We start from the raw sequence: 20,619 nt of genomic DNA on the forward strand, positions 1-20,619 counted from the left end.
AAATCAATATTCTGTTATATCAAACTGATGTTATTTATGTGGCAAAGATAATAAAAAATTAAAAAACTCTTGACATTTAGCCAAGAGTTTTTCGCGTGTGTTTATGAAAAAGTGTATTTATTAGTTTTTGAATGTAGGTTTGAACTTTGATTGATATACTTGGAACTCTTGTTGGGTAGTAATACTTTTATGTTCGTCGTTTTTAAACATTTTCAAGTAGAGTTCTAATTGGGTAGGTGACATATAGCCAGTAAGCCCTGTTATCAAATCGTTTTTCTCGTCTAAGAACACCATTGTAGGATAAGCTTGTACTTGCAAGTAATTAGTGAGCGGGTGGAGAGAGTTTCGTGATTGAGCTCTTGCAGGATCATAATCCTTATTCTCAAACTTTTGACCTTTGTAGTTCACTACTTCATTACCTTCACCATTGAATTTCACAGCATAGTAGTTATCATTTACATAGTTCACTAAGTCTTTGTTTTTAAAGGTGTTGTTAGCTAACATTTTGCAAGGTCCACACCAATTAGTATATACATCGACGAATATTTTTTTAGGTTTTTTCTTTTGAGCGGCAATAGCTTGATCAAAAGTCATCCATTTAATTTCCTGAGCTTCGAGGGTAGCAGTAGCTGTTAAAACAAAAGCTACAATAGCGATGAGTTTTTTTGTCATAGTTGATAAAAGTTTGTAATTATTTTGTTTTTAGAGATTTTCAAAAACCGTGCCAAATATATGTTCATCAGCGGGGGTGAGGAATTGCATTGCTATAGGCAGGTAATATAAGTTTTGCAAATGAGGTTGGAGGCGCACATAGTCTTTCTCAGTAGTTAGGATGCGTTTGCCTTGTAATTGTTCCAATTCCTTATTAGTAAAATGATGATGATCGGGGAAGTTTAAGTGCTGAAAATCTGCTCCTTGCTCTTTTAAATAGGCTAATAGAGGTTGCGGATTAGCAATACCTGTTACTAAGGTAAAAGGTTCTTGTATAAACATTTCCAACGGGATTAGTTTTTCTTTGTCATACACTTGTTGGTTATAAACTATGGTAGCAAATGCGATAGGTGCTATTGTGTGCTGTTGTAGTTTTTGAGTAATAGCAGTACGTTCGGCCACTGATAAAGTAGGGGGACATTTGGTTACTACTACTATATCAGCTTGTTGCACGCGGCTTACTACATCACGGAGTCGCCCCATTGGCAGTAGCCAGTCATCTGTAAAGAGCTGTGCATAAGCGGTGAGCACTATGTTAAATTTTGCTTTTACGGGACGATGTTGAAAAGCATCGTCTAAGATAATGAGATTGGGAGGGGTAGGTAAAGAGCATATTTTTTGGATACCCTCAACGCGATTCGCACAGACTGCTAAAATAATATCCTTATATTTTTGCCAGAATTGAAAGGGTTCATCACCTAAATCCAAGACAGTAGAGGTTTTATCAGCTAAGAGGAATCCCTTGGTTTTGCGTTTGTAGCCACGACTGAGGACAGCTATTTTATGACGATTTTGGAATTTTTGGATAAGGTATTCTACCATTGGACTCTTGCCTGTCCCTCCTACCGCTACATTGCCCACGCAAATAGTAGGCACCGCAAAGGTATGTACTTTAAAAATGCCAACATTGTAGCACCAATGGCGCAGACGAACTATCGCACCATAAAGCACTGCAAAGGGAAAAAGCAAAAATTTTAAGTGTTTCATATTAAGAATTTTTGTTGATTCGGATAGAATCTAAAATATTATTATTCTCTTTAATTCTCCACTCTACCCAACCATTTGCAGTTCTTCCTAATACAAAGCAAGCAGCACCTGATACAGACTTACATTTTTTATCCTCCTTAAGAATGTAGTTATTTTCTGTTTGTTCTGCAATTTTCTTTAACTCTTTAAGCCTTTGTTTTTCTTGCTTCTTATAGCTATCAACAACTTCTAAAGCTAATTTACTTCCCTTCTTTAATGTAATTTCGCCAGATTGGGTATTATACCAAGCTAATGCATCTACACTCTGTGTTTTTAAAACCACTTCTATAGTATTTTGAGGTAACACATTTGCTTGTAGAACAGACTTAGGAGTATTAGATTCTGTATTTTTAGGCTTTTCGTTAGTGATTGTATTATCTTTTAAAGTTTTTGCATATTGGGCAATCTCTTTGATTAAATCAAATAGCTTTCTAAAATTCTTAAAATCTTCTTTTACAAAGCTATTAGAGTTTTCTGCTAAAATATTTTTTGCCTCTTGTAATACATCCTTACAATATTTATCAATTGACTTATCTTTAGTTTTTCCTGAAGTATGCTGTACAGCTTGTTGGTATGCTTCTTCCCATTTGGTATAATCATACATTGTTTCGATTGTACAATCACAAGTAATTCCTTCAGGTTTAGGCAATTCTACAGAAAAATAAGTGTTGTGTGCCTTATTATTTTCTTTAAGCTTCTTATAGCTTTTCTGACTGATTTCATCAAAGCTTTTATATGATTTATGCCCTGCTTCATCATTATCATAAACCCCTATATAGAGCTTATCTGTTTCAAAATCACTTTCGTACAACCCTGACAAGAAAGGCTGTATCTTAGTTTCACTATTTAAACAGAAGATATCGAAATTCAAATTTGGATACTCTTCTTTTAATGCTCTATAGGCATTATTGATATGTATTTTATCTAATTTACCTTCTACTAATAGTATAATGGGACTTTTGGAAGAAATAAATGTGTTTTGTTGAAATCTATTCCAAAATTCTCCAGAGATACTTTCTAAAACTTTTTGTTTTTCTGCTGAGATAAGTTTTCCTCTATCAAGCATATAGATAGATTCATTGTCTAAGCAATCGGTTAAGGTAGGTGAATGGGTAGTGATGATCACTTGTCTGTTTTGTTCATACTCTTCTAACACTTTTTTGATTTGCATTTTATTGCTAAGATGTATGTGAGCATCGGGTTCATCAAGGATAAACAGACTGTCCTCTTGTGCAGCAAATTCTAAAGCTGCTTTGATGAGTATCATTTTCTTTTCTCCCTCACTAAAATCTTCTATTTCTAAGTTTTCATTGTTGTATTTTATAACAATGTCTTGAAGCATTTTTTGGTCAGCGGGCGTAAAAGCAATATAGAAGAATTTGTAAACATCTATAAGTGTATATCCTTCTTGTTCAATAATCATTCTCAACTCTTCTAAGGTGTACTCTTGTTTTTTATCTATTTTACTGATAAATTGCTTAACAATACTATCTTTATAACTTTTATAATTCGCTTTATTAAAAGAAAACTTAATAGAGTTAGTATTTTCTATCCCCAAGATTTCACTACAAAAAGTATCCTCTAAGTTATTGAACTGATTTAACAACAAACACAACAGAGATATATGCCAATAAAACTTATTGATATACAACATTTTTGGCATATTATTATAGGTTTCAACTCCTATTTTTGCAATGTATTCTTGATAGGTAGGCAAATAATATTTTTTCCACAATCTATCTTCTTCACCACTATAGATAGCTACAATTTGTTTAGGAAGATAGTTATAAGGGTCAGATTTTGATTGGCTATTTATTTCTGTGGTAACAGAAGAGCCCTTTTTGGTAATTTTGACTATATCCTTACTACTTCCTATTATATAGGTTAATGAAAAATTAAAGGGAATATCCTTTTCCTTCTTGTCGTACAAATGCTTAAAAATAGCACTTATAGCTTCTAACAAATTACTTTTTCCACTGCCATTATTTCCTATAAAAGCCATTACCCCTGAAGTATTGTTTTCTAATGAAACATCAAGGTTTTTAAAGGCTTTATTGGCTATTTTAATTTCTTTGATTCTCATAATTTAGCTGAATATAGTTTGTTCAAATTCTTGTTCTGCTTGTTGTTTTAGGAGTGTTGCTCGTTCTATTTTGTTTTTTTGTTCTTGCTTCATTGTTGCTATTGTAGCTGCTATTTCGTTTTGTTTTGATAGTGGTGGAACAGGAATTTTTAAACTTTCTAATTCTGTTTGGGTAATAGCAGGATATAATGCCCCTGTCATTTTTATTTCGAATTGTTTTATTCCAATATCCGATTTGATTACCTCATTGAGAAAATACAAATTATATTTCCCTTTATTTTCTTCAATTACTGAAAAACCTGATGAAGCTACAAAGTCAGAATATTTTTCATCTATAATTGCAAACTTTTTCAAATAGGGTCTCGTAGTCCCAATGATTAAATCTCCTGTTTTTACTATTTGAGTAGCTCTGCTCGGTGATTTTTCAGGACTAATTGTTTTAGTTTCTAATATTCCAAAATTAGCATCTATAGATCCTAATTCTATATATTCCTTATCTTCATTTGCTTTCTTTTCCCAATTTCTTGAAATAAAATCAAATACATCACCAATGGTATTTATTGGAAATTTTGATTTACTTAAATCTTTATAAAATTGCATTTCTATTGAATTATATATCCAATTTTCAATTTCCTTAAACTCTATAAAGTGTAATTTACCTATTTGTAGAAGTTCATATTTTTGAAAACTCACTCCCAACTCCTCAAATAGATAGTTTTCAATGTTTTTTTCTAAGGTTTCAGCTTGTTGCCCATAAGTTGTAGCTTGAGTTATTTTATCGTAATAGTTTTTTACAATGGTTTCTTGCTCGGATAAAGGAGGAAGGGGTATAGAAAAATTTAAAAAAGATTCTTCTTGTAAATAGTTTCTATTTGTTGTGCCAACACTTGCTGATTGGCTTAAGTCTTGAAATTGTTTTGTTTTTGTGATTAATTGTAAAAAGTATGGATTGATTACATTATAATTAACATCAAAAGTCCAAAAATTACCTGTTATCACACCACCTTCAAGTTCTTCAGGCACAACCCCAAAAGCCCCATTTCTAGCATCAATTTTTGACAACAAAAATTGTCCTTTTTTAATAAGGAATTGACTTTTAGTACCTATTTCCTTCCCTTTAACCTTATCTCTTAAAGAAATACCAGCACCATTTATTTTAATAGTAGGACGCTTATAATAATTGTTATCTTCAATTTTTATAGAAGTTTTATTTCTTGAAAGAAAAGTTTTTATCTTTACTAATTTGTATTTATTTGAGAATCTTAATCCTTTTTCTAAGATACTATAAGCACTCCAACTTTCTATATTGCTAAATCCTACAAATTTTAATTTCTTATAAGTTTTCATACTTGCTTTTTTGATAGAAAATTTCGGGTTCACCAACTTCTTTATCTGCTATTTGAATGCGATATACAAACTCACCTTTTACATCGTACTGAACGCTTTCGGTAAGTTTTTCCCACAGATGATTTTCAGAAGTATATTTTTTAAATTCTTTAGCCAAGGGATCTAATTCGTTATCTATACGAGCCCCTGTCGTACTAATACCTGCTTTTTCTACTTCAGCAATAGGAATAGTATAGTTAAACTCTTCTTTAACAATAGCTTTTATTTCTCGTTCTTTTTTAGCTTCAATATTTTTCAATTCGGCTTTCAGTTGTTTTTTCTCTTCTGCAGGTAATGCTTCTTTGCCTTTTTTAGCTAATTTCTGTTGGATATTTGCTACTTCCTCAGCATATTTAGCTTCTATTGTGATAGTTGCTTTGCTCTTAATACTTGCATATTGTAGCGCTTCTTCTTCTGTGAATTTTTTAAAAAACAACAAACTAGGTTTTACCGTAGCGCCGCTTGCTATAAACACATCTTGAGGAATAGATACGATTAGCAATATTTTTGCTTTGCTTTCTACATAATCTCGTACTTTTTGTAAATTACTATTGTTAAGCACACCTTCAGGAAGTACTATCCCCATTCTACCTCCTGGTTTGAGCAAGTTCAAGCATCGTTCTATAAAAAGCACTTCAGTAAGGGTACTCATTGCCCCCATTTTATAGAGACTCACGAGAGGTTTCCCTATATTGTTATTCACTTGTTTTAATGCTTTATTATACTCATCACCATATCGTTTTTGGTATTTTTTGATACGTTCTTCATCAGTATATTTATCAGCTTCTGTAATTTTCAGTGATTTCTCTACACGTGCTCCAAAAGGAGGATTGGTAAGAATCACATCAAATCGGTTTTCAAAAATGCCGTTTACGTTTAGTAACCCATCATTGTGGTGTACACCTCCGTGACCATCACCGTGCATTATCATATTCATTTTGGCGGTACGGCTCATTCTAGGGTTGGCATCGGTTCCAAAAATACAATCATAACTCAATGTTCTAATTCGGCTTTTGTCATTGTTGATATTGAGTTCCTCATTTAACTGGGAGAAGAATTTATTTACTTTGTCGTCTATTTTTTCTTTTTCGGCATCTGATAGTTTTTCGTAGGTTTCAGTGTAATATTCTTGTTTGATGAGTTCTTTTTCTTGTTGGACTTTAGCTTCTATTTTTGCACGGACATACTCGAAGGCTTTTATTAAGAAACCACCTGAACCACAACAAGGGTCACAAATAGTTTCTGTTTCTTGAGGATCTAAGACTTCCACCATAAAATTAACTATGGTTCTCGGAGTAAAAAATTGTCCCAATTCTCCTCTGAATGTTTTTCCTAAAAACTCTTCAAAGGCGATCCCTTTTACATCATCGGAAGTAGTGGAAAGATTGTATATTTCTAATTCTTTTACAATAGCTTCAAAGCTATTTTCTCGTATTCTAATGATTTCAGTAGGTTCAAAAAGGTCATCATCTCTAAAATCTTCTTTAGTTTTTTCAAACAAAAGTTGATAAAATTCTTTATCTCCCTTAGATTTATATTTGTCATAACTTTCTTTATCAGCTCTGAATGCTTCTAATGAAAATATTTGATTTTCGGAATTTGTTCTTTCATATCTAATTTTTATGAATAGTATCTTGCTAATTTCATCAAAAGCAGCTTCAGGTGAAAGTTTATCATTATTCCTGATGATATTATGACACTTAAAAAGTAGTTTAGAAAACTCATCTCGAGTAAAAGCTTTAGTCTGTTTTAAGAGCTCGTTTATTTTTTTTTCGCTCTTCATTTCTTCAGCAGTAGGGATATTGACTACTTCCTCAAGTTTTTTAGGGATATGCCCTTTGATAACCTTAAATATACGAGTTTCTTTTAGATTGGTTGTTACAAAAAAATCAGCACCTGCCCACGAAGCATAGTTGTAACCTTGAAAGTAATCCTCTTCGCGAATTGTAATATGTTCAGCTTTACATTCTACTACAATCACGGGACTTTTGGAGGCTATTTTATCAGCTTCGCTTTTATAGACATTAATATCAGCTCTTGCTCTTCCTTGCCCTCTTTGAGAGTTAGTAACTCCTACTTCTTGCTCCATTTGTTTAAGATCAAAACCATAGGAATTAACCAAACGGCAAATGTATTCTTGTCGTACTTTTTCTTCAGGTTTCAATACCAACCATTTATCCTTTAATGGTGCAAAAATTTTATTATCTTTTATTTGAACTTCCATTTTAAAAAATTAATGTTTATAGTGCCTAAATATTCCTGAATCGGTGGCAGTCCAGAGAGCGTATTTTTGTCCGGCAGCACGAAGCCCATAGTCTGCCCAAGTGTTGCAGGTGTAGAGAAAGTTATAAGTACTTTTGGCTTCGTAGAAAGCATCGGTAGTGCCATAAACGGCATTGGTGGGTATAGGGATGTATTTACCCTGTGCATCTTTGTCGAACTGCTGATCGATATAGCCTATCAAGCGCTTGTATTGTGCAGCTGTAAGACTTAGTTGTGCTACTTTTTCATATCCTTCGGTACCTCCTAAATAGGTGGTGTGCATAGCCGAATCACTCATCCAAAAAGCAGCTTTTACTGCTGTAGAGAACTTTAAATCAGCCCAAGTAGGGGTATTAAGGTAAAAGCCTTTGTCGCCCCAACCAAAAGCCAACCAATCGCCTCTCTTTTTTCCTTTGGTATCATCAGGAGAAACTTTAGTTGTCCAATCTATAAACTCATTTTGAGTAGGTAGTACCAAATCGGTGTGCATTCCGTTAGAGAGAAGGTAGATGGTAATAGTTTTGGGTTCAGTTGTTTTTTCTGCAGAAATGGGAATTAATGGCAACAACAAGCACAGCACCCCATAGAGCACTATAAAACCTACCACAAAGAGTAGGGTTTTTAGGAAATATTTTAAAAGTTTTTTAATCATAGAGAGCTTCCGAGAGTTGTAGTTTTTATTTTATGACAAATCTCTTGAATTACTTCATCGATATCACTGTACTGAAAATCGATAAACTCTTTTATTTTATCGCCATTATAAGTCCTTATTAAGCCGAGAGCATCGGCTGTTTGGAGAGTGAGGGTTCGCTTTTTGATACCCAAGAAACTTAAAAAGCCGTCTAAACGCGCGAAACGACGCAATACTTTATGAGAAATCTTTTTAGTAGGAGCTTTCACTCCTAATCCTTTGGCTATCTTCTCAAAAAGTGATTGATAAGTAAGGTTAGCCGTATTCAGCACAAAGCGTTCTCCTGTAACTTCGGAGAATTGTAAGGCAATCATTGCGCGCACCACATCATCTACCGCGACAAAACCTGTACCCCCTGTGGGGTAATATTTCTGTCCATCAGCTACTTTTTTAAACCACAAGCCAGAGCCTTGTTCGGAGAAATCAGCAGCCAACACCACTGAAGGATTTACAATAACCACTGGCAATCCTTCTTGCGATCCACGCCATACTTCCATCTCACCACCGTTCTTACTGATAGCGTAATCAGTGTTATTGTCCTCACTATTCCAGTCGTTTTCCTCATCAATAGGTGTGTGAGGCAAGGCAGAAAGGGTAGCTACAGAGCTCACATAACAGAGTTTTTTTACCTTAAAATCAATACACAAGTTTACGATATTGGCCGTTCCCTCTACATTCACTTTGATGAGCTGAGCAAAATCTTTAGGTTGGTAAGAGATAAAGCCTGCACAATGAAAAACAAAAGTAACATTCACAAATGCTTTTTCAAGCGCTGGAATGTTACTTATATTGGTTTGTACCCACTCAATAGAGCGGAACAGTTCCGCTCCATTGGGGGATTGTTGTATAAAAAGTTGTTCGACTTTCTCTAACGAATGGGCACTGCGATAGACAGCCCTTACTTTATGCGCCTTGTTTTGAGTAAGGTAAAAAAGCAAGCGGCTGCCAATCAGCCCTGTTCCGCCAGTTACTAAAATCATTATTTTTCGTCTAAAGGAATACGTTCGTCGATAAGTTTAAGAGCAATAGGCGAATCGTTCTCGTTGTAGAATTCGAAGAGGTCGAGGATAGAGTGTACCAAACGTTCTTCTTCTAACTGTTCTTGAACGAACCATTGCAAGAAGTTTTCGGAAGCGTAATCATCTACTTGGCGTGCTTTTTTGAAGATCGCGAAGATAGATTGAGTTACTTTGATTTCGTGTTCCAAAGTTTTTTCATAAACTTCTTTAAGTGAATCAAATTCTTGTTGTACCTCCCCTACTTTAGGAGCAAAAGCACGTGCGCCATTTTCGTTGAGGAAGCGGAAGATTTTCATCATATGATCTCTTTCTTCTACAGCGTGATCGTAAAAAAACTCGGCACTGCGAGAGTAGCCATTATATTCAGCCCAAGAAGCCATAGCTAAATAGAGAGAGCTTGCTTCAGCTTCTTTACTCACTTGGTTGTTCAATAGGTCGATAATTTCAGGGTGCAAACTAGTTTGCGATCTGGTGTACTTGTGTTTTGCCATTTTAAAAAAGTTGTTTTTAAGTTTTTTAGTGGGCGCAAAGATAGTAATTATTTGCTAAATACGGATAAAAGAGTTGTAATTTAGACGTGTTCTTCCAAATACGCCTTTCGCACTTTTTTGAAGAGTTCCGATGAATAGACAAAATCAGTAACGGCTTCATTATCTGTACGGAAAATCGTATCTTTAGAGCCTTCCCACTCTTTGTATCCATTTTTCAAGAAAACAATCTTAGCCCCTATTTCCATTACGGAGTTCATATCGTGAGTGTTGATAACAGTGGTGATATTGAACTCTTGAGTAATTTCCTGAATAAGGTTATCTATTACGATAGAGGTTTTAGGGTCGAGACCTGAGTTAGGTTCGTCGCAGAACAAGTAGTTAGGATTGTTTACAATAGCGCGAGCAATAGCCACCCGTTTTTGCATACCTCCAGAAATTTCTGAAGGCAATTTATTTTCGGCATTTACCAAATTCACCCTGCTGAGCACTATATCGGCACGTTCACGGATTTCGTCAGCTGATTTTTGGGAAAACATCTTCAAAGGGAACATCACATTTTCAAGGACTGTCATCGAATCAAACAAAGCACTCCCTTGGAATACCATTCCCATTTTTTGGCGGAGGGCTACTCGTTCTTTGCGTTTCATATCGGCGTACTTCACCCCATCGTAGATAATGTCACCTGAATCGGGGGTAAAGAGTCCTAAGAGTGATTTGAGGAATACTGTTTTTCCTGAACCACTTTGCCCAATAATAAGGTTTGTTTTACCTTTCTCGAATGTAGTAGAAATGCCTTTCAGCACTTCAGTTCCATTGAAAGATTTATGTAAATTTTCTACTTGTATCATAGTTCAGCCGAGGCTACCACAGCCTCTTTATTTATCTTTTTCACCAAACCTTGTAGTACTTTACCAGGTCCTACTTCAATAAATTCGGTAGCTCCATCAGCAATCATTTGTTGTACGCTTTGTGTCCATTTCACAGGAGCGGTAAGTTGCTTGATAAGGTTGGTTTTGATAGCGTTTTCATCGCTTACGGCTGTAGTGGTTACATTTTGATATACAGGGCATAATGGTTTATGGAATGCTGTTTGTTCAATTGCTGCAGCTAATTCTTCTTCAGCAGGTTTCATCAATACAGAATGGAAAGCCCCACTCACAGATAAGATAAGTGCTTTCTTAGCACCTGCTTCTTTCATCTTTTCGCAAGCCGCCTCTACTGCTTTGAGTTCGCCTGAAATCACCAACTGACCTGGACAATTATAATTGGCAGGAGTTACAATCCCGTCGATTGTTGCACAAAGTTCTTCCACTTTAGCATCCTCTAAACCCAATACGGCAGCCATTGTACCAGGTTGTAATTCGCAAGCCTTTTGCATCGCAGCTGCACGTTTGGCTACTAATTGCAAACCATCTTCAAATGAGAGGGTTCCATTGGCTACTAAAGCAGAAAATTCACCTAATGAATGTCCTGCGACCATTTGAGGAACAAAATTTTTACCAAGCACCTTGCTAAGGATTACTGAGTGCAAGAAGATTGCAGGCTGGGTAACTTTAGTTTGTTTGAGGTCTTCATCAGTACCACTAAACATTATATCGGTAATAGAGAATCCAAGAATGCCATTAGCTGCTTCAAAAAGCGCTTTAGCTTCAGTAGATTTTTCATATAAGTCAAGCCCCATACCTACAAATTGGGCTCCTTGACCAGGGAAGATGTATGATTTCATTTATTTTATTTTTATTGTTAGAAATTACAAAGCTACTGTTTTTTTATAGAATTGCAAAATATTGAGTGGAATATTTTATTTTTTTATCTCACTATAATAAAAATGCAGTTCATATTGTTTTTGATATTCTCCTTGCCGTTTACCGTAAAATGTAGCACTAAAGAGGGCGTGAGTAGAATCAAAACCTACAGTTCCTAATGCACCTTCATCTACTATTGATTTACGCAAGATAGAAGTGTTATACTCATAGATTATTTTATTCTCTTCTTCCCAGTTATCAGTGTCAAAATTATAGCGATAATCAATAGTGAGTATGCGGTTATTTTGTGCGTCGTATTGGTTTACGGTTTTTATTTTATCTTTTTTTACTTCGTTAAAAATAGAGAGTTTTTCAGTCATATTCTTATGAGTATCATACTGGTAAGATTGTTGTTCTATCATTGCAAAAACATCTTTTTCTTTATCCCAGTTACTATGAATATACGCTTGCAAGCAATCATTTTCATTATATTTTTCTTCTAGAAGGTAGTCGTTTTCCCACTGTTGTTGTTTTTCATTCCATTTTTGTCTTAAACGAGATATTTTTGTAGGGTTAAGAGTTAATTTTGTGCTGTTTTTCTCTTTAGGAATCCATTTGCCATTAAGCATTTCACTGTAAATAGAATAAGCACCAACAATAGTATCCTCAGCATATTCATATTTTGCTTCTTCAACCCATTTATCAGTTTTATAAGTAGATTTTAACTCTGATTTTTTTATAGTATCATTCTCATAAACTGTTATGATTCTCTTTTGAGGCAACCACTGATTTTTATTTTCATCTCTACTATAATGAGTAAGTTCAGTAGTTTTGTTTTGTTTGTTCTGTAAGTATATACTTTGGGTTTTGGGTTGCCATTTAGAGCCTTCAGTACATTCATATTTTGTATAAAAGAAGAACTTTCCTTTTTTGATAAGTTCTTCTTTTCGTTCTTTTATCCATTCATTTCTAAAAGCATTATAAGAAGAAGTAATTTTCTTATCTTTATCATTCACATACTCTTCTTTTTTCACTTTTTTCCACTTATCACTATCTTTTTTTCGAGTGTATTCTTCATATAAAACCAGTTGATTTTGTTTATCATAGAAATAAATAGACTTTGTAACATAAGGTTTTCTTATCATCAAAGAATATTCCTTAATAAGTTTACGTTTGGAGGAGTCATAGTATTGTTTAGTAGTATAGCTTCCCTCTCTGTCATATCCATTTATAGCAAAGAGTTTTCTTTGTACACTATCCAAATGCACTTTTTGAGCTTGCAACGTTATACTTGCAAATAAGATCAAAAACAGAGTGATATTTTTCATATATTTAGGCATTCTTTTAAAATATTAAAAGCTACTGTAGATTTATGTTGGAGTGGAAAAGCTTTTTGCTCGTTTTTAGTTATAAAGGTAATTTTATTGGTATCAGTACCAAAGCCAGCACCAGGGTCGCGCAAGGAGTTGAGCACAATACCATCTAAGTTTTTTTTCTCCAATTTAGCTTGGGCATTAGCTACCTCATTTTCAGTTTCTAAGGCAAAGCCAATGAGTGTTTGGGTAGTTTTAATCTTACCTAAAGACGCTAATATATCGACGGTAGGGACTAAGGTTAGACTGAGATTACCGCCTTTCTTTTTAATTTTTTCGGGGGCTACAGTTTCGGGGGTATAATCGGCGACGGCTGCGGCGAGAATGGCAATATCGCAAGAAGGAAATTCGGTTACAGCAGCTTCATACATTTGCTGCGCGCTTACCACACGATGCAAGTGTATTTGTGAGTGAATATTTTTTTCGGAAGAAGGTCCTAACACTAAATGTACTTCAGCGCCTTGTCGTACAGCTTCATTAGCAAGAGCAATCCCCATTTTGCCAGAGGAGAAGTTTCCTATAAATCGCACAGGGTCGATAGCCTCATAAGTAGGACCAGCGGTGATAAGTATTTTTTTACCTTTAAGAGGAAGATTTTCGGAGAGTGTATTTTCTATAAAGAGCACTATATCTTCAGGTTCAGCCATACGTCCTTGTCCTACAAGTCCGCTAGCAAGTTCGCCATAAGTTGCGGGAATAATGTGATTGCCATAGGATGCTAATTTTGCTAAATTCTCGGTAACCGTAGGGTGGGCATACATATCTAAATCCATTGCAGGAGCAATGAATACGGGTGCTTTAGCGGAGAAATAAGTAGCCAATAGTAAGTTATCACATACCCCGTGAGCCATTTTAGCAATGGTATTAGCCGTAGCAGGAGCGATGAGCATTGTATCAGCCCAGAGCGCTAACTCCACGTGGCTATGCCAATCACCCTCGGGAGATGAGAAGCTTGTAAGCACAGGATTTTTAGACACAGTGCTAAGGGTAAGAGGCGTTACGAACTCCTTTGCATTTTCGGTAAGGATTACCCTTACATTATATCCTTTTTTAGTGAGCAAGCGCACTAACTGAGGCGTTTTATAGGCGGCAATTCCAGCTGTGACACCAAGTACTATATTCATAATTAAAATAGATTGAAAAAGGCTTTAAACGGCAAGCGAGTGCTTACTGCTTAAAGCCTAACAAACAATTTATAAATACCCATTTTTATTCGGTTTCACGGTAGTATACCTTACCATCCAACCATTCTTTTACAGCGATGGCTTGAGGTTTAGGCAAACGCTCGTAGAAACGAGATACTTCTATTTGTTCTTTGTTCTCAAAGATTTCCTCTAAGCTATCGTTATTAGTAGCGAAAGCCTCTAACTTTTCTACCAATTCTTTTTTAATTTCGGCGTTTATTTGGTTAGCACGTTTGGCAATAATAGAGATGGCCTCGTAAATATTACCAGTAGGTGCTTCTATAGCCGATTTGTTGTAAGTAATCGTAGAGGTAGGAGCATCTATTTTTTTAAAATCCATAATGTAATTATTTTTGTGATGTAAAACTTTTTAGTGATGTATTAATTTTAGCGAGCATATTCTCAGCTTCCTTTTTGAATTTGCTTTCAGGGTAAGCACGCAACAAGTTGTCGTAGGCTTCTTTAGCGGTATTGAGGCGTTCTTCTTTTTTGCTTTCCACACTATTGATCGCCCACTCATAAGCTGAGTGCAAACGGGTGTACAAAGCTTCTTCTCTGAAAGGACTTCCAGGATTATTGGTCAAGAAATTATCTAATGATTTCATCGCTGCCTGATAGTCACGAATCTTATCGTATTGTTTGGCAATTTCAAAATCTTTTTTCTCTAAACGCGTTACCAAATCCAAGGTAAGTTCATTAGCCTCTTTGGTATACTCACTATTAGGGTATCTATCCAAAAAGTACTGCAGTTTTTCGAGTGCCTGATAAGTATAGGTTTGATCTACACTATACTTAGGTGTTTCTAAGTATAGTGATTTAGCTTCTAAAAAGGAAGCTTCGGTAGCTTTTTCACTACGAGGGTACAGCTTCTGCAAACGTTCGAACTGATAGGAAGCTAAACTGTACTGCTTGAGTTGATAACAAGCGTCACCATACATATAGTAGATGCGTTCCCCTTGAGGTTTTCCTGCATATTCTGAGGCTATTTGTTCAAAAAGGCGATTCGCTTTTTTGTATTTTTTAGCCTTATAGAGCTTTTCAGCTTCGATGTATTTGACACTTCCATCTGTAGATTTGAGGGCTTTTTGGTACTCACCACAGGAGGCAAAAAGCACACCGAGCAGACCGATGATGATATATTTTTTCATTAACATTCGGCAAAAGTAAAAAGTTTTTCTGAAATAACAAAATTATGTGAGCATTCCGCCATCTACATTGAGTACTTGCCCAGTGATATAAGCCGACATATCGGAGGCTAAAAACACGCAAGCATTGGCTACATCTTCAGGCTGTCCGCCACGTTTAAGAGGAATAGCATCACGCCATCCTTGTACTACTTTTTCATCGAGTACAGCAGTCATTTCGGTTTCGATAAAACCTGGCGCAATGGCATTACAGCGGATGTTACGAGAGCCTAATTCCAAGGCTATCGACTTAGTAAAGCCGATAATTCCTGCTTTAGAGGCAGCATAGTTAGACTGACCAGCATTACCTTTCACTCCTACCACGCTACTCATATTAATAATAGAGCCTTTGCGCTGTTTGAGCATAGTACGTTGTACCGCTTTGGTCATATTAAACACAGATTTGAGGTTTACTTCGATTACTTTATCGAAATCCTCTTCACTGATACGCATCAATAGGTTGTCCTTAGTAATACCAGCGTTATTTACAAGGATATCAACGGTACCAAACTCAGCAACAACGGCATCGACAAATTCTTGAGATTGAGCAAAGTTAGAGGCATCACTTTGGTAGCCTTTCACTTTTACACCTTGTGCAGCTAATTCATTTTCTAAAGTTTTTGCAGCCTCTACTGAAGAGCTGTATGAAAAAGCAATGTTCGCTCCGTGAGCGGCAAATACTTCGGCTATACCACGACCGATACCACGACTAGCACCAGTGATAATAGCGGTTTTTCCTTCTAATAATTTCATATTATAATCGTTAATTATGAATTGTTAATTATCTTTAACCTCCTACGCGTTTTACTTTAAATCCTTTTTCTTTAAGGAGTTGCATAATAGTATCGCGGTAATCACCTTGTATGAGGATAGAGTCGTCTTTCACTGTTCCTCCTACTCCAAGGTATGTTTTGAGCTCTTTTGCTAATATTTTGAAATCGCTATCTGCTCCATTATAACCTTCGATTACAGTTACGGGTTTGCCTTTGCGCTTTTCGTATTTACAAAGCAAAGGCTCATCTTGCAACCATATAGTAGAAGGAGTTTCTTGAGGAGTTTCTTCTTCTATATGATCAGGAAAAAGATTTTTAAGTTGGTCTCTTAAGTCCATACTTATTTTACTTTGGTGTAGTTGATAATCAATTTTATATCTTTAATCACCACACCTAAGGGAGTAGCGAGAGCTGTTTTAGCTATTTTACCATCACCACTTGCACTTTTATAACTACCTACAGCAGTTTGCTTGATATTAGATCCTATAGCAATTGCTAAAGGAACATTGGTAGTATTATTTGTTACCATATTGAGGATGTGATTGGTAATTCTCAGTTGATAATATTTACCTACTCCGTTTTCTTTTTGTAATCTACCTAAGTGCACCAAGTGTGAATAGGAAGATTGATTGTTATTAGCAGTAGGGTCGTACTGATAATCGGCTAATACAGCGCCCGTTTGAGCATTGTAGATATAGAGGCGGTCGGGGGTTTTAGTATAAGTAACACTATTATCTACATAGAAAAATAGACTTGCATCGGTAACTAACCACTTTTCAGATTTGATGCGAGCAATATCGGTATCTGAAATGGTAATAGAAGCAGTTTGCCCTAAAGCGCCACTCAAATAGATTTTACTAGTATCGGTAAGGCTTTCACCAGCATTGTTGAAAAGGTTTAGAGCAATGCCATTGAGGGGCAAATCATAACGGCTATATTGTGTTTTAGTAGCAGTGCTACCACTTACATAAGCGGTATAGCTATATTCTAACTGTATTTTGGCATTTGCTATATTGAGGAGCATCATCACATCTTTAGAGAAGTTAGAGGTACTGATTTGTATCCCTTTAAAATACTTTTTAAAGTCGTTTACATTTGCCAATTCGTTGCTTCCTTCCTTATCTAATATTTTTGTTTGGAAGAAAGTAGTGTTAAGGGGGATGCGTAATCCAGGAGCTAAATTATCGTATACTGTTTTAGACTCATCGGTAGTAGTTTTAGGATCATCAAACTGGAAGCGTGTAATCGTTTTATTACTAATAGTAGTAGCTGAAGTAGTAGCTGAAACGATGGAACTACCTAAATTTGTAAGTACTTCAGTATTATTAGAATAATAGACTTTAGCTTTCAGGTCGGTACCTATATCACTAAGGAAGTAATTTGTTTCTTTTACTTCTACACGGAAAGAAGCACTTTTGTCGCCATAAATAGAATCTAATTGGTATTCAGCATTTTGGCTATAGGTAGCTTTACTATTTGAAGTATTAGGATTGAAGAAAGGAATGTACAAAAATGCCTTAGTTACTTTTTCGTTTTCAGGTTTGTTTTCGCTATTTTCTAACGCTTGAGTTTTGCTACCAAAAGTAGGGGCAGCCGTTGAGAGCCCTACTTGTGCTACAATAGTAGCTGATTTAGTACCAAAAGGCGCTTGAGTGTATTGCCCAAGCAAATATCCACCTAAGCCATTGGTTTGTACGGCAGTTTGTTTGATTTGGTTCACCGAAATAGTAGGGGTGAAGACACTGGTTTTGTAGTTAGGATTTTTGAGGAGTGCGCCATCTATTTCGTTGAAATCGTCGGAAGAGCAGGCGCTAAAAAGCGTTAGTACAGTGAGGGAAAAAAGTAATTTGTAAGTGTTATTCATTCGTTTATTGTTATTTCTTTAGTATTTTAGTGTAAAATTCGCGGTAAGACTCTTGGAAGGTTTCTTTATCGCTATTGTAAATCACTGGTTTTCTCAAGTTTTTGAGATAAGTTTTGAAATCGTCGGGCATCTTTTCACTCACTACAATTACGCCATCGGAGTGCTTGATAGCGATGCGCATCAGGTTGTAGTAAGTAGGGTTTTTGAGGGGGTCGATTGTTTTTTTGCTAATGCCATCAAAAGCTACTTTGTTGATTAAGGCAGAATCGAGAGCTCCATCGTAATCACTATCGAACACAGAGGTAATGATTTTACTTTCGGAAAAGATAGGTTCATCTTTATAGTAAGTGCGCAAATAGAGAGGTAACAAAGCAGACACCCAGCCGTGTATGTGGATGATATCGGGTAACCAATTGAGTTTTTTCACTGTTTCGACGATACCTTTGGCGAAGAAGATACAGCGCTCATCGTTATCGGGATACATATTGTTTTCTTCATCAAAGAGTGTGCCAGTACGTGTGAAATACTCGTCATTATCAATAAAGTACACTTGTATGCGTTCCTTAGGGATAGAAGCTACTTTGATGATGAGAGGTACATCGATATCGTTGATGACAATATTCATACCCGATAGGCGTATCACTTCGTGTAGCTGGTGACGGCGTTCGTTGATATTGCCAAATTTAGGCATAAAGATACGTATTTGACCGCCGTTAGCATTCACCATTCTGGGGGCTTCAAACGACATTTTAGCTAATTCACTATAAGGTGAATAAGGCAATACTTCAGACGATACGTAGAGTACTTTTTTATCTTTCATAAAGAGTATTTCTTTAAATTATTTTGCTCTTAGAAGGCACAAAAGTACAAAAAAATATGCACATATCCATAAAATTATATAAGTTTGCACCCAAAAAAGATTTTATATCGATGATTTACACACAGCAAAAGGAACTCCATTTACTTATGGAAACCCTTAGAAATCAAGGGAAAACAATAGGTTTAGTACCTACTATGGGTGCTTTACACGACGGGCATTTATCGCTTGTAAAAAAAGCTAAAGAAGAGAACGACATAGCCGTTGTGAGTATTTTTGTGAACCCAACACAATTCAACAATCCTACCGATTTAGAGAAGTATCCACGTACCTTAACAGCCGATGCTGATAAGATTGCCCAATATAGCAAAGAGGTAATTATTTTTGCTCCTGCTGTTAGCGATATTTACGGCGATGAAGTAGTAGCTCAGCCATTTGACTTTGCTGGATTAGACAAAGTAATGGAAGGCACATCGCGACCCGGGCATTTTGATGGTGTAGGTACGATTGTTAAAAAACTTTTCGAAATTGTAATGCCCGACAGAGCTTACTTTGGTGAAAAAGACTACCAACAACTGCTCATCATCCAGCAAATGGTACGACAAACAGGCTTACCTGTGACTATCGTCCCCTGCCCTATCGTGCGCAATAGCGAAGGGTTAGCCCTCAGTTCACGCAATGCTTTACTAAGTGAAGCTATGATACATCGCGCTTCTTTCATTTACCGTACCCTACTCGCTGCCAAAGAGCGTTTCGCTACTCATACTCCTGCTGAAGTAGAAGCGTGGGTGGTGGATACTTTTGACAAAGAACCCGATTTTACTTTAGAGTATTTTACTATTACTGATGCTCATACCTTGCAACACGCAACTACCAAAGAAGCAGGGAAAGAGTACCGCGCTTTTATAGTGGTACACGCTGAGGGAGTGAGACTCATAGATAATTTGGCGATGTGATGATTTGGCAATTAGCCCCTGAAGGGGACAATCTGGAAAAGTGAGAGTTGTGGGAGCGACAGATAACGATTTGATGATTTGATGATTTGGTAGGGGCGTTTGCAAAACGCCCCTACATAACATACTCTAAACAGAGTATTCTACTCTGCAAAAGGTATGAGCTCACGGGTAGTTTTTGTTACTTGTTACCTATTGTTACTTGAACTTAATTTCCTTTGGTTACTATAAATATATTTTCTTTCTCAACTCCTATCACTTCGTGTTCTACGTCTACAGGGATTTGATAGGTATCGAGGTCTTTGAGTACAACTTCTTCACCATTAATAAGAAAACGCACAGTTCCTTTTACCATAATAAGGGTTGCAGGGATATTAGTAGTATGTTTTTTTAGTACAGCTCCTTCACCTAAAGCTATGGCTACTTGTCTCACATTTTGACCATCTTTTATGAAATAGGTAGTTTGTTTATCGTTGCGGAAAGTAAGTTTATCGGCTAAATTTACTTTTTGCAAAGATTTTATATGCTCTACAGTTTTGCCATTGACGGCTGTAATATTGTGCTTCTTGAGAATATCTTGTGCTTTGCCTGCACGAATGCCTCGACGACAAAAGAGTACAACATTCTCTTTTCCTCTTAATTCTTGCCATCGAGCTCCTATTTCTTCCAATGGGATATTAATTGCTCCTTCGGCTGTACCTTTAGCAAATTCTTCAGGGGTACGCACATCAATTAAAGTAGCATTTTTAGCATTAACACGCTCGGCGAGCGTTTGGGATTTTGCTGTAATCATTGTAAGCAAAAACATTCCTAAAGTTATTGAATATTTCATTATTGTTAGTTTGTTTGTTAGTTTACTATGTTTTAGGGGTAAGGGTTAGTTTATTATTTTATTTTTTCGGAAAGTTCAACCAAGCGAATGAACTCTTTGCGATAGCCCTCCTCATCTTTTCCAGTTGCATTCTTAGCTAAATCTATTACTTGTTTATATGAGGATTTTGCTTTGTATTTAGAATTTCTTAAGAGCATTCCCCATTCGGCAACAGCGGCGGCAAAG

The 20,619-nt window shown here is 36.1% G+C and carries 21 protein-coding genes; 1 reads left to right on the forward strand and 20 read right to left on the reverse strand.

Annotation, left to right across the window (positions count from 1 at the left end; translation table 11 throughout):
- Positions 1-120: 120 nt before the first annotated feature.
- From HMPREF9073_RS09375 to HMPREF9073_RS09460, 18 genes are all read right to left on the reverse strand, one after another.
- Positions 121-672 (reverse strand): thioredoxin fold domain-containing protein, encoded by a 552-nt coding sequence (locus HMPREF9073_RS09375; protein ID WP_009413494.1) that lies wholly within the window; start codon positions 670-672, stop codon positions 121-123.
- A 30-nt stretch (positions 673-702) separates the two neighbouring features.
- Entirely contained in the window at positions 703-1,698 is a 996-nt protein-coding gene (gene lpxK, locus HMPREF9073_RS09380) for a tetraacyldisaccharide 4'-kinase (protein ID WP_009413495.1), read from the reverse strand.
- A 1-nt stretch (position 1,699) separates the two neighbouring features.
- Positions 1,700-3,820, reverse strand: coding sequence for a DUF4357 domain-containing protein (locus HMPREF9073_RS09385; protein WP_009413496.1), 2,121 nt, complete (start codon positions 3,818-3,820; stop codon positions 1,700-1,702).
- Positions 3,821-3,823: 3 nt separating this feature from the next.
- The gene (locus tag HMPREF9073_RS09390) at positions 3,824-5,167 is read right to left on the reverse strand and encodes a restriction endonuclease subunit S (protein WP_009413497.1); all 1,344 of its coding nucleotides are present in this window, start codon (positions 5,165-5,167) and stop codon (positions 3,824-3,826) included.
- Positions 5,154-7,430 carry an N-6 DNA methylase gene (locus HMPREF9073_RS09395; RefSeq protein WP_009413498.1) on the reverse strand — a complete coding sequence of 759 codons (2,277 nt, stop codon included), beginning with the start codon at positions 7,428-7,430 and terminating at the stop codon, positions 5,154-5,156. Before HMPREF9073_RS09395 ends, HMPREF9073_RS09390 begins: the two co-directional genes overlap by 14 nt.
- 9 nt (positions 7,431-7,439) lie before the next feature.
- Positions 7,440-8,120, reverse strand: a complete 681-nt coding sequence (locus HMPREF9073_RS09400; protein WP_009413499.1) for a TIGR02117 family protein — start codon at positions 8,118-8,120, stop codon at positions 7,440-7,442.
- Complete coding sequence (locus HMPREF9073_RS09405; protein WP_009413500.1) at positions 8,117-9,139, reverse strand: NAD-dependent epimerase/dehydratase family protein; 1,023 nt, start codon at positions 9,137-9,139, stop codon at positions 8,117-8,119. The genes HMPREF9073_RS09400 and HMPREF9073_RS09405 overlap by 4 nt, the downstream gene beginning before the upstream one ends.
- On the reverse strand, positions 9,139-9,669 hold the full coding sequence (locus HMPREF9073_RS09410; protein WP_009413501.1) for a ferritin: 531 nt from the start codon (positions 9,667-9,669) through the stop codon (positions 9,139-9,141). The genes HMPREF9073_RS09405 and HMPREF9073_RS09410 overlap by 1 nt, the downstream gene beginning before the upstream one ends.
- An 80-nt stretch (positions 9,670-9,749) precedes the next feature.
- Positions 9,750-10,517: an ABC transporter ATP-binding protein gene (locus tag HMPREF9073_RS09415; protein ID WP_009413502.1), complete on the reverse strand. Its 768-nt coding sequence runs from the start codon at positions 10,515-10,517 to the stop codon at positions 9,750-9,752.
- Positions 10,514-11,395, reverse strand: a complete 882-nt coding sequence (gene fabD, locus HMPREF9073_RS09420) for an ACP S-malonyltransferase (protein WP_009413503.1) — start codon at positions 11,393-11,395, stop codon at positions 10,514-10,516. The genes HMPREF9073_RS09415 and fabD overlap by 4 nt, the downstream gene beginning before the upstream one ends.
- A gap of 75 nt (positions 11,396-11,470) precedes the next feature.
- On the reverse strand, positions 11,471-12,742 hold the full coding sequence (locus HMPREF9073_RS09425; protein ID WP_157453513.1) for a hypothetical protein: 1,272 nt from the start codon (positions 12,740-12,742) through the stop codon (positions 11,471-11,473).
- Positions 12,739-13,911, reverse strand: a complete 1,173-nt coding sequence (coaBC, locus tag HMPREF9073_RS09430) for a bifunctional phosphopantothenoylcysteine decarboxylase/phosphopantothenate--cysteine ligase CoaBC (protein WP_009413505.1) — start codon at positions 13,909-13,911, stop codon at positions 12,739-12,741. Before coaBC ends, HMPREF9073_RS09425 begins: the two co-directional genes overlap by 4 nt.
- Positions 13,912-13,996: 85 nt before the next feature.
- Entirely contained in the window at positions 13,997-14,311 is a 315-nt protein-coding gene (locus HMPREF9073_RS09435) for a DNA-directed RNA polymerase subunit omega (RefSeq protein ID WP_009413506.1), read from the reverse strand.
- A gap of 7 nt (positions 14,312-14,318) precedes the next feature.
- Entirely contained in the window at positions 14,319-15,125 is an 807-nt protein-coding gene (locus tag HMPREF9073_RS09440) for an outer membrane protein assembly factor BamD (RefSeq protein WP_002677223.1), read from the reverse strand.
- Between the two features lie 36 nt (positions 15,126-15,161).
- On the reverse strand, positions 15,162-15,908 hold the full coding sequence (gene fabG, locus HMPREF9073_RS09445; protein WP_009413507.1) for a 3-oxoacyl-[acyl-carrier-protein] reductase: 747 nt from the start codon (positions 15,906-15,908) through the stop codon (positions 15,162-15,164).
- A 34-nt stretch (positions 15,909-15,942) separates the two neighbouring features.
- Positions 15,943-16,266, reverse strand: coding sequence for a translation initiation factor (locus tag HMPREF9073_RS09450; RefSeq protein WP_009413508.1), 324 nt, complete (start codon positions 16,264-16,266; stop codon positions 15,943-15,945).
- Between the two features lie 2 nt (positions 16,267-16,268).
- A complete protein-coding gene (locus HMPREF9073_RS09455) occupies positions 16,269-17,792 on the reverse strand; it encodes a DUF4270 domain-containing protein (protein ID WP_009413509.1) in 1,524 nt (507 codons plus the stop codon).
- Positions 17,793-17,802: 10 nt separating this feature from the next.
- Complete coding sequence (locus tag HMPREF9073_RS09460; protein WP_009413510.1) at positions 17,803-18,612, reverse strand: glycogen/starch synthase; 810 nt, start codon at positions 18,610-18,612, stop codon at positions 17,803-17,805.
- Between the two features lie 110 nt (positions 18,613-18,722).
- On the opposite strand from HMPREF9073_RS09460, the gene panC reads away from it, so the two are divergent.
- Complete coding sequence (gene panC, locus HMPREF9073_RS09465; RefSeq protein ID WP_034555781.1) at positions 18,723-19,565, forward strand: pantoate--beta-alanine ligase; 843 nt, start codon at positions 18,723-18,725, stop codon at positions 19,563-19,565.
- Positions 19,566-19,770: 205 nt separating this feature from the next.
- Here the strand turns inward: panC and HMPREF9073_RS09470 are convergent, their stop codons facing one another.
- On the reverse strand, positions 19,771-20,394 hold the full coding sequence (locus HMPREF9073_RS09470; RefSeq protein WP_009413512.1) for a rhodanese-like domain-containing protein: 624 nt from the start codon (positions 20,392-20,394) through the stop codon (positions 19,771-19,773).
- Positions 20,395-20,447: 53 nt separating this feature from the next.
- A partial coding sequence (locus HMPREF9073_RS16335; RefSeq protein ID WP_009413513.1) for a YfbK domain-containing protein occupies positions 20,448-20,619 on the reverse strand: 172 nt, incomplete at its 5' end.

Source organism: Capnocytophaga sp. oral taxon 326 str. F0382 (assembly GCF_000318295.1).
GTDB lineage: Bacteria > Bacteroidota > Bacteroidia > Flavobacteriales > Flavobacteriaceae > Capnocytophaga > Capnocytophaga periodontitidis.

What these genes read in the sequence shown, in the direction of transcription:
- HMPREF9073_RS09375 (WP_009413494.1), bottom strand. Translation starts at nt 672, where the DNA reads ATGACAAAAAAACTCATCGCTATTGTAGCTTTTGTTTTAACAGCTACT.
- lpxK (WP_009413495.1), bottom strand. Translation starts at nt 1,698, where the DNA reads ATGAAACACTTAAAATTTTTGCTTTTTCCCTTTGCAGTGCTTTATGGT.
- HMPREF9073_RS09385 (WP_009413496.1), bottom strand. Translation starts at nt 3,820, where the DNA reads ATGAGAATCAAAGAAATTAAAATAGCCAATAAAGCCTTTAAAAACCTT.
- HMPREF9073_RS09390 (WP_009413497.1), bottom strand. Translation starts at nt 5,167, where the DNA reads ATGAAAACTTATAAGAAATTAAAATTTGTAGGATTTAGCAATATAGAA.
- HMPREF9073_RS09395 (WP_009413498.1), bottom strand. Translation starts at nt 7,430, where the DNA reads ATGGAAGTTCAAATAAAAGATAATAAAATTTTTGCACCATTAAAGGAT.
- HMPREF9073_RS09400 (WP_009413499.1), bottom strand. Translation starts at nt 8,120, where the DNA reads ATGATTAAAAAACTTTTAAAATATTTCCTAAAAACCCTACTCTTTGTG.
- HMPREF9073_RS09405 (WP_009413500.1), bottom strand. Translation starts at nt 9,139, where the DNA reads ATGATTTTAGTAACTGGCGGAACAGGGCTGATTGGCAGCCGCTTGCTT.
- HMPREF9073_RS09410 (WP_009413501.1), bottom strand. Translation starts at nt 9,669, where the DNA reads ATGGCAAAACACAAGTACACCAGATCGCAAACTAGTTTGCACCCTGAA.
- HMPREF9073_RS09415 (WP_009413502.1), bottom strand. Translation starts at nt 10,517, where the DNA reads ATGATACAAGTAGAAAATTTACATAAATCTTTCAATGGAACTGAAGTG.
- fabD (WP_009413503.1), bottom strand. Translation starts at nt 11,395, where the DNA reads ATGAAATCATACATCTTCCCTGGTCAAGGAGCCCAATTTGTAGGTATG.
- HMPREF9073_RS09425 (WP_157453513.1), bottom strand. Translation starts at nt 12,742, where the DNA reads ATGAAAAATATCACTCTGTTTTTGATCTTATTTGCAAGTATAACGTTG.
- coaBC (WP_009413505.1), bottom strand. Translation starts at nt 13,911, where the DNA reads ATGAATATAGTACTTGGTGTCACAGCTGGAATTGCCGCCTATAAAACG.
- HMPREF9073_RS09435 (WP_009413506.1), bottom strand. Translation starts at nt 14,311, where the DNA reads ATGGATTTTAAAAAAATAGATGCTCCTACCTCTACGATTACTTACAAC.
- HMPREF9073_RS09440 (WP_002677223.1), bottom strand. Translation starts at nt 15,125, where the DNA reads ATGTTAATGAAAAAATATATCATCATCGGTCTGCTCGGTGTGCTTTTT.
- fabG (WP_009413507.1), bottom strand. Translation starts at nt 15,908, where the DNA reads ATGAAATTATTAGAAGGAAAAACCGCTATTATCACTGGTGCTAGTCGT.
- HMPREF9073_RS09450 (WP_009413508.1), bottom strand. Translation starts at nt 16,266, where the DNA reads ATGGACTTAAGAGACCAACTTAAAAATCTTTTTCCTGATCATATAGAA.
- HMPREF9073_RS09455 (WP_009413509.1), bottom strand. Translation starts at nt 17,792, where the DNA reads ATGAATAACACTTACAAATTACTTTTTTCCCTCACTGTACTAACGCTT.
- HMPREF9073_RS09460 (WP_009413510.1), bottom strand. Translation starts at nt 18,612, where the DNA reads ATGAAAGATAAAAAAGTACTCTACGTATCGTCTGAAGTATTGCCTTAT.
- panC (WP_034555781.1), top strand. Translation starts at nt 18,723, where the DNA reads ATGATTTACACACAGCAAAAGGAACTCCATTTACTTATGGAAACCCTT.
- HMPREF9073_RS09470 (WP_009413512.1), bottom strand. Translation starts at nt 20,394, where the DNA reads ATGAAATATTCAATAACTTTAGGAATGTTTTTGCTTACAATGATTACA.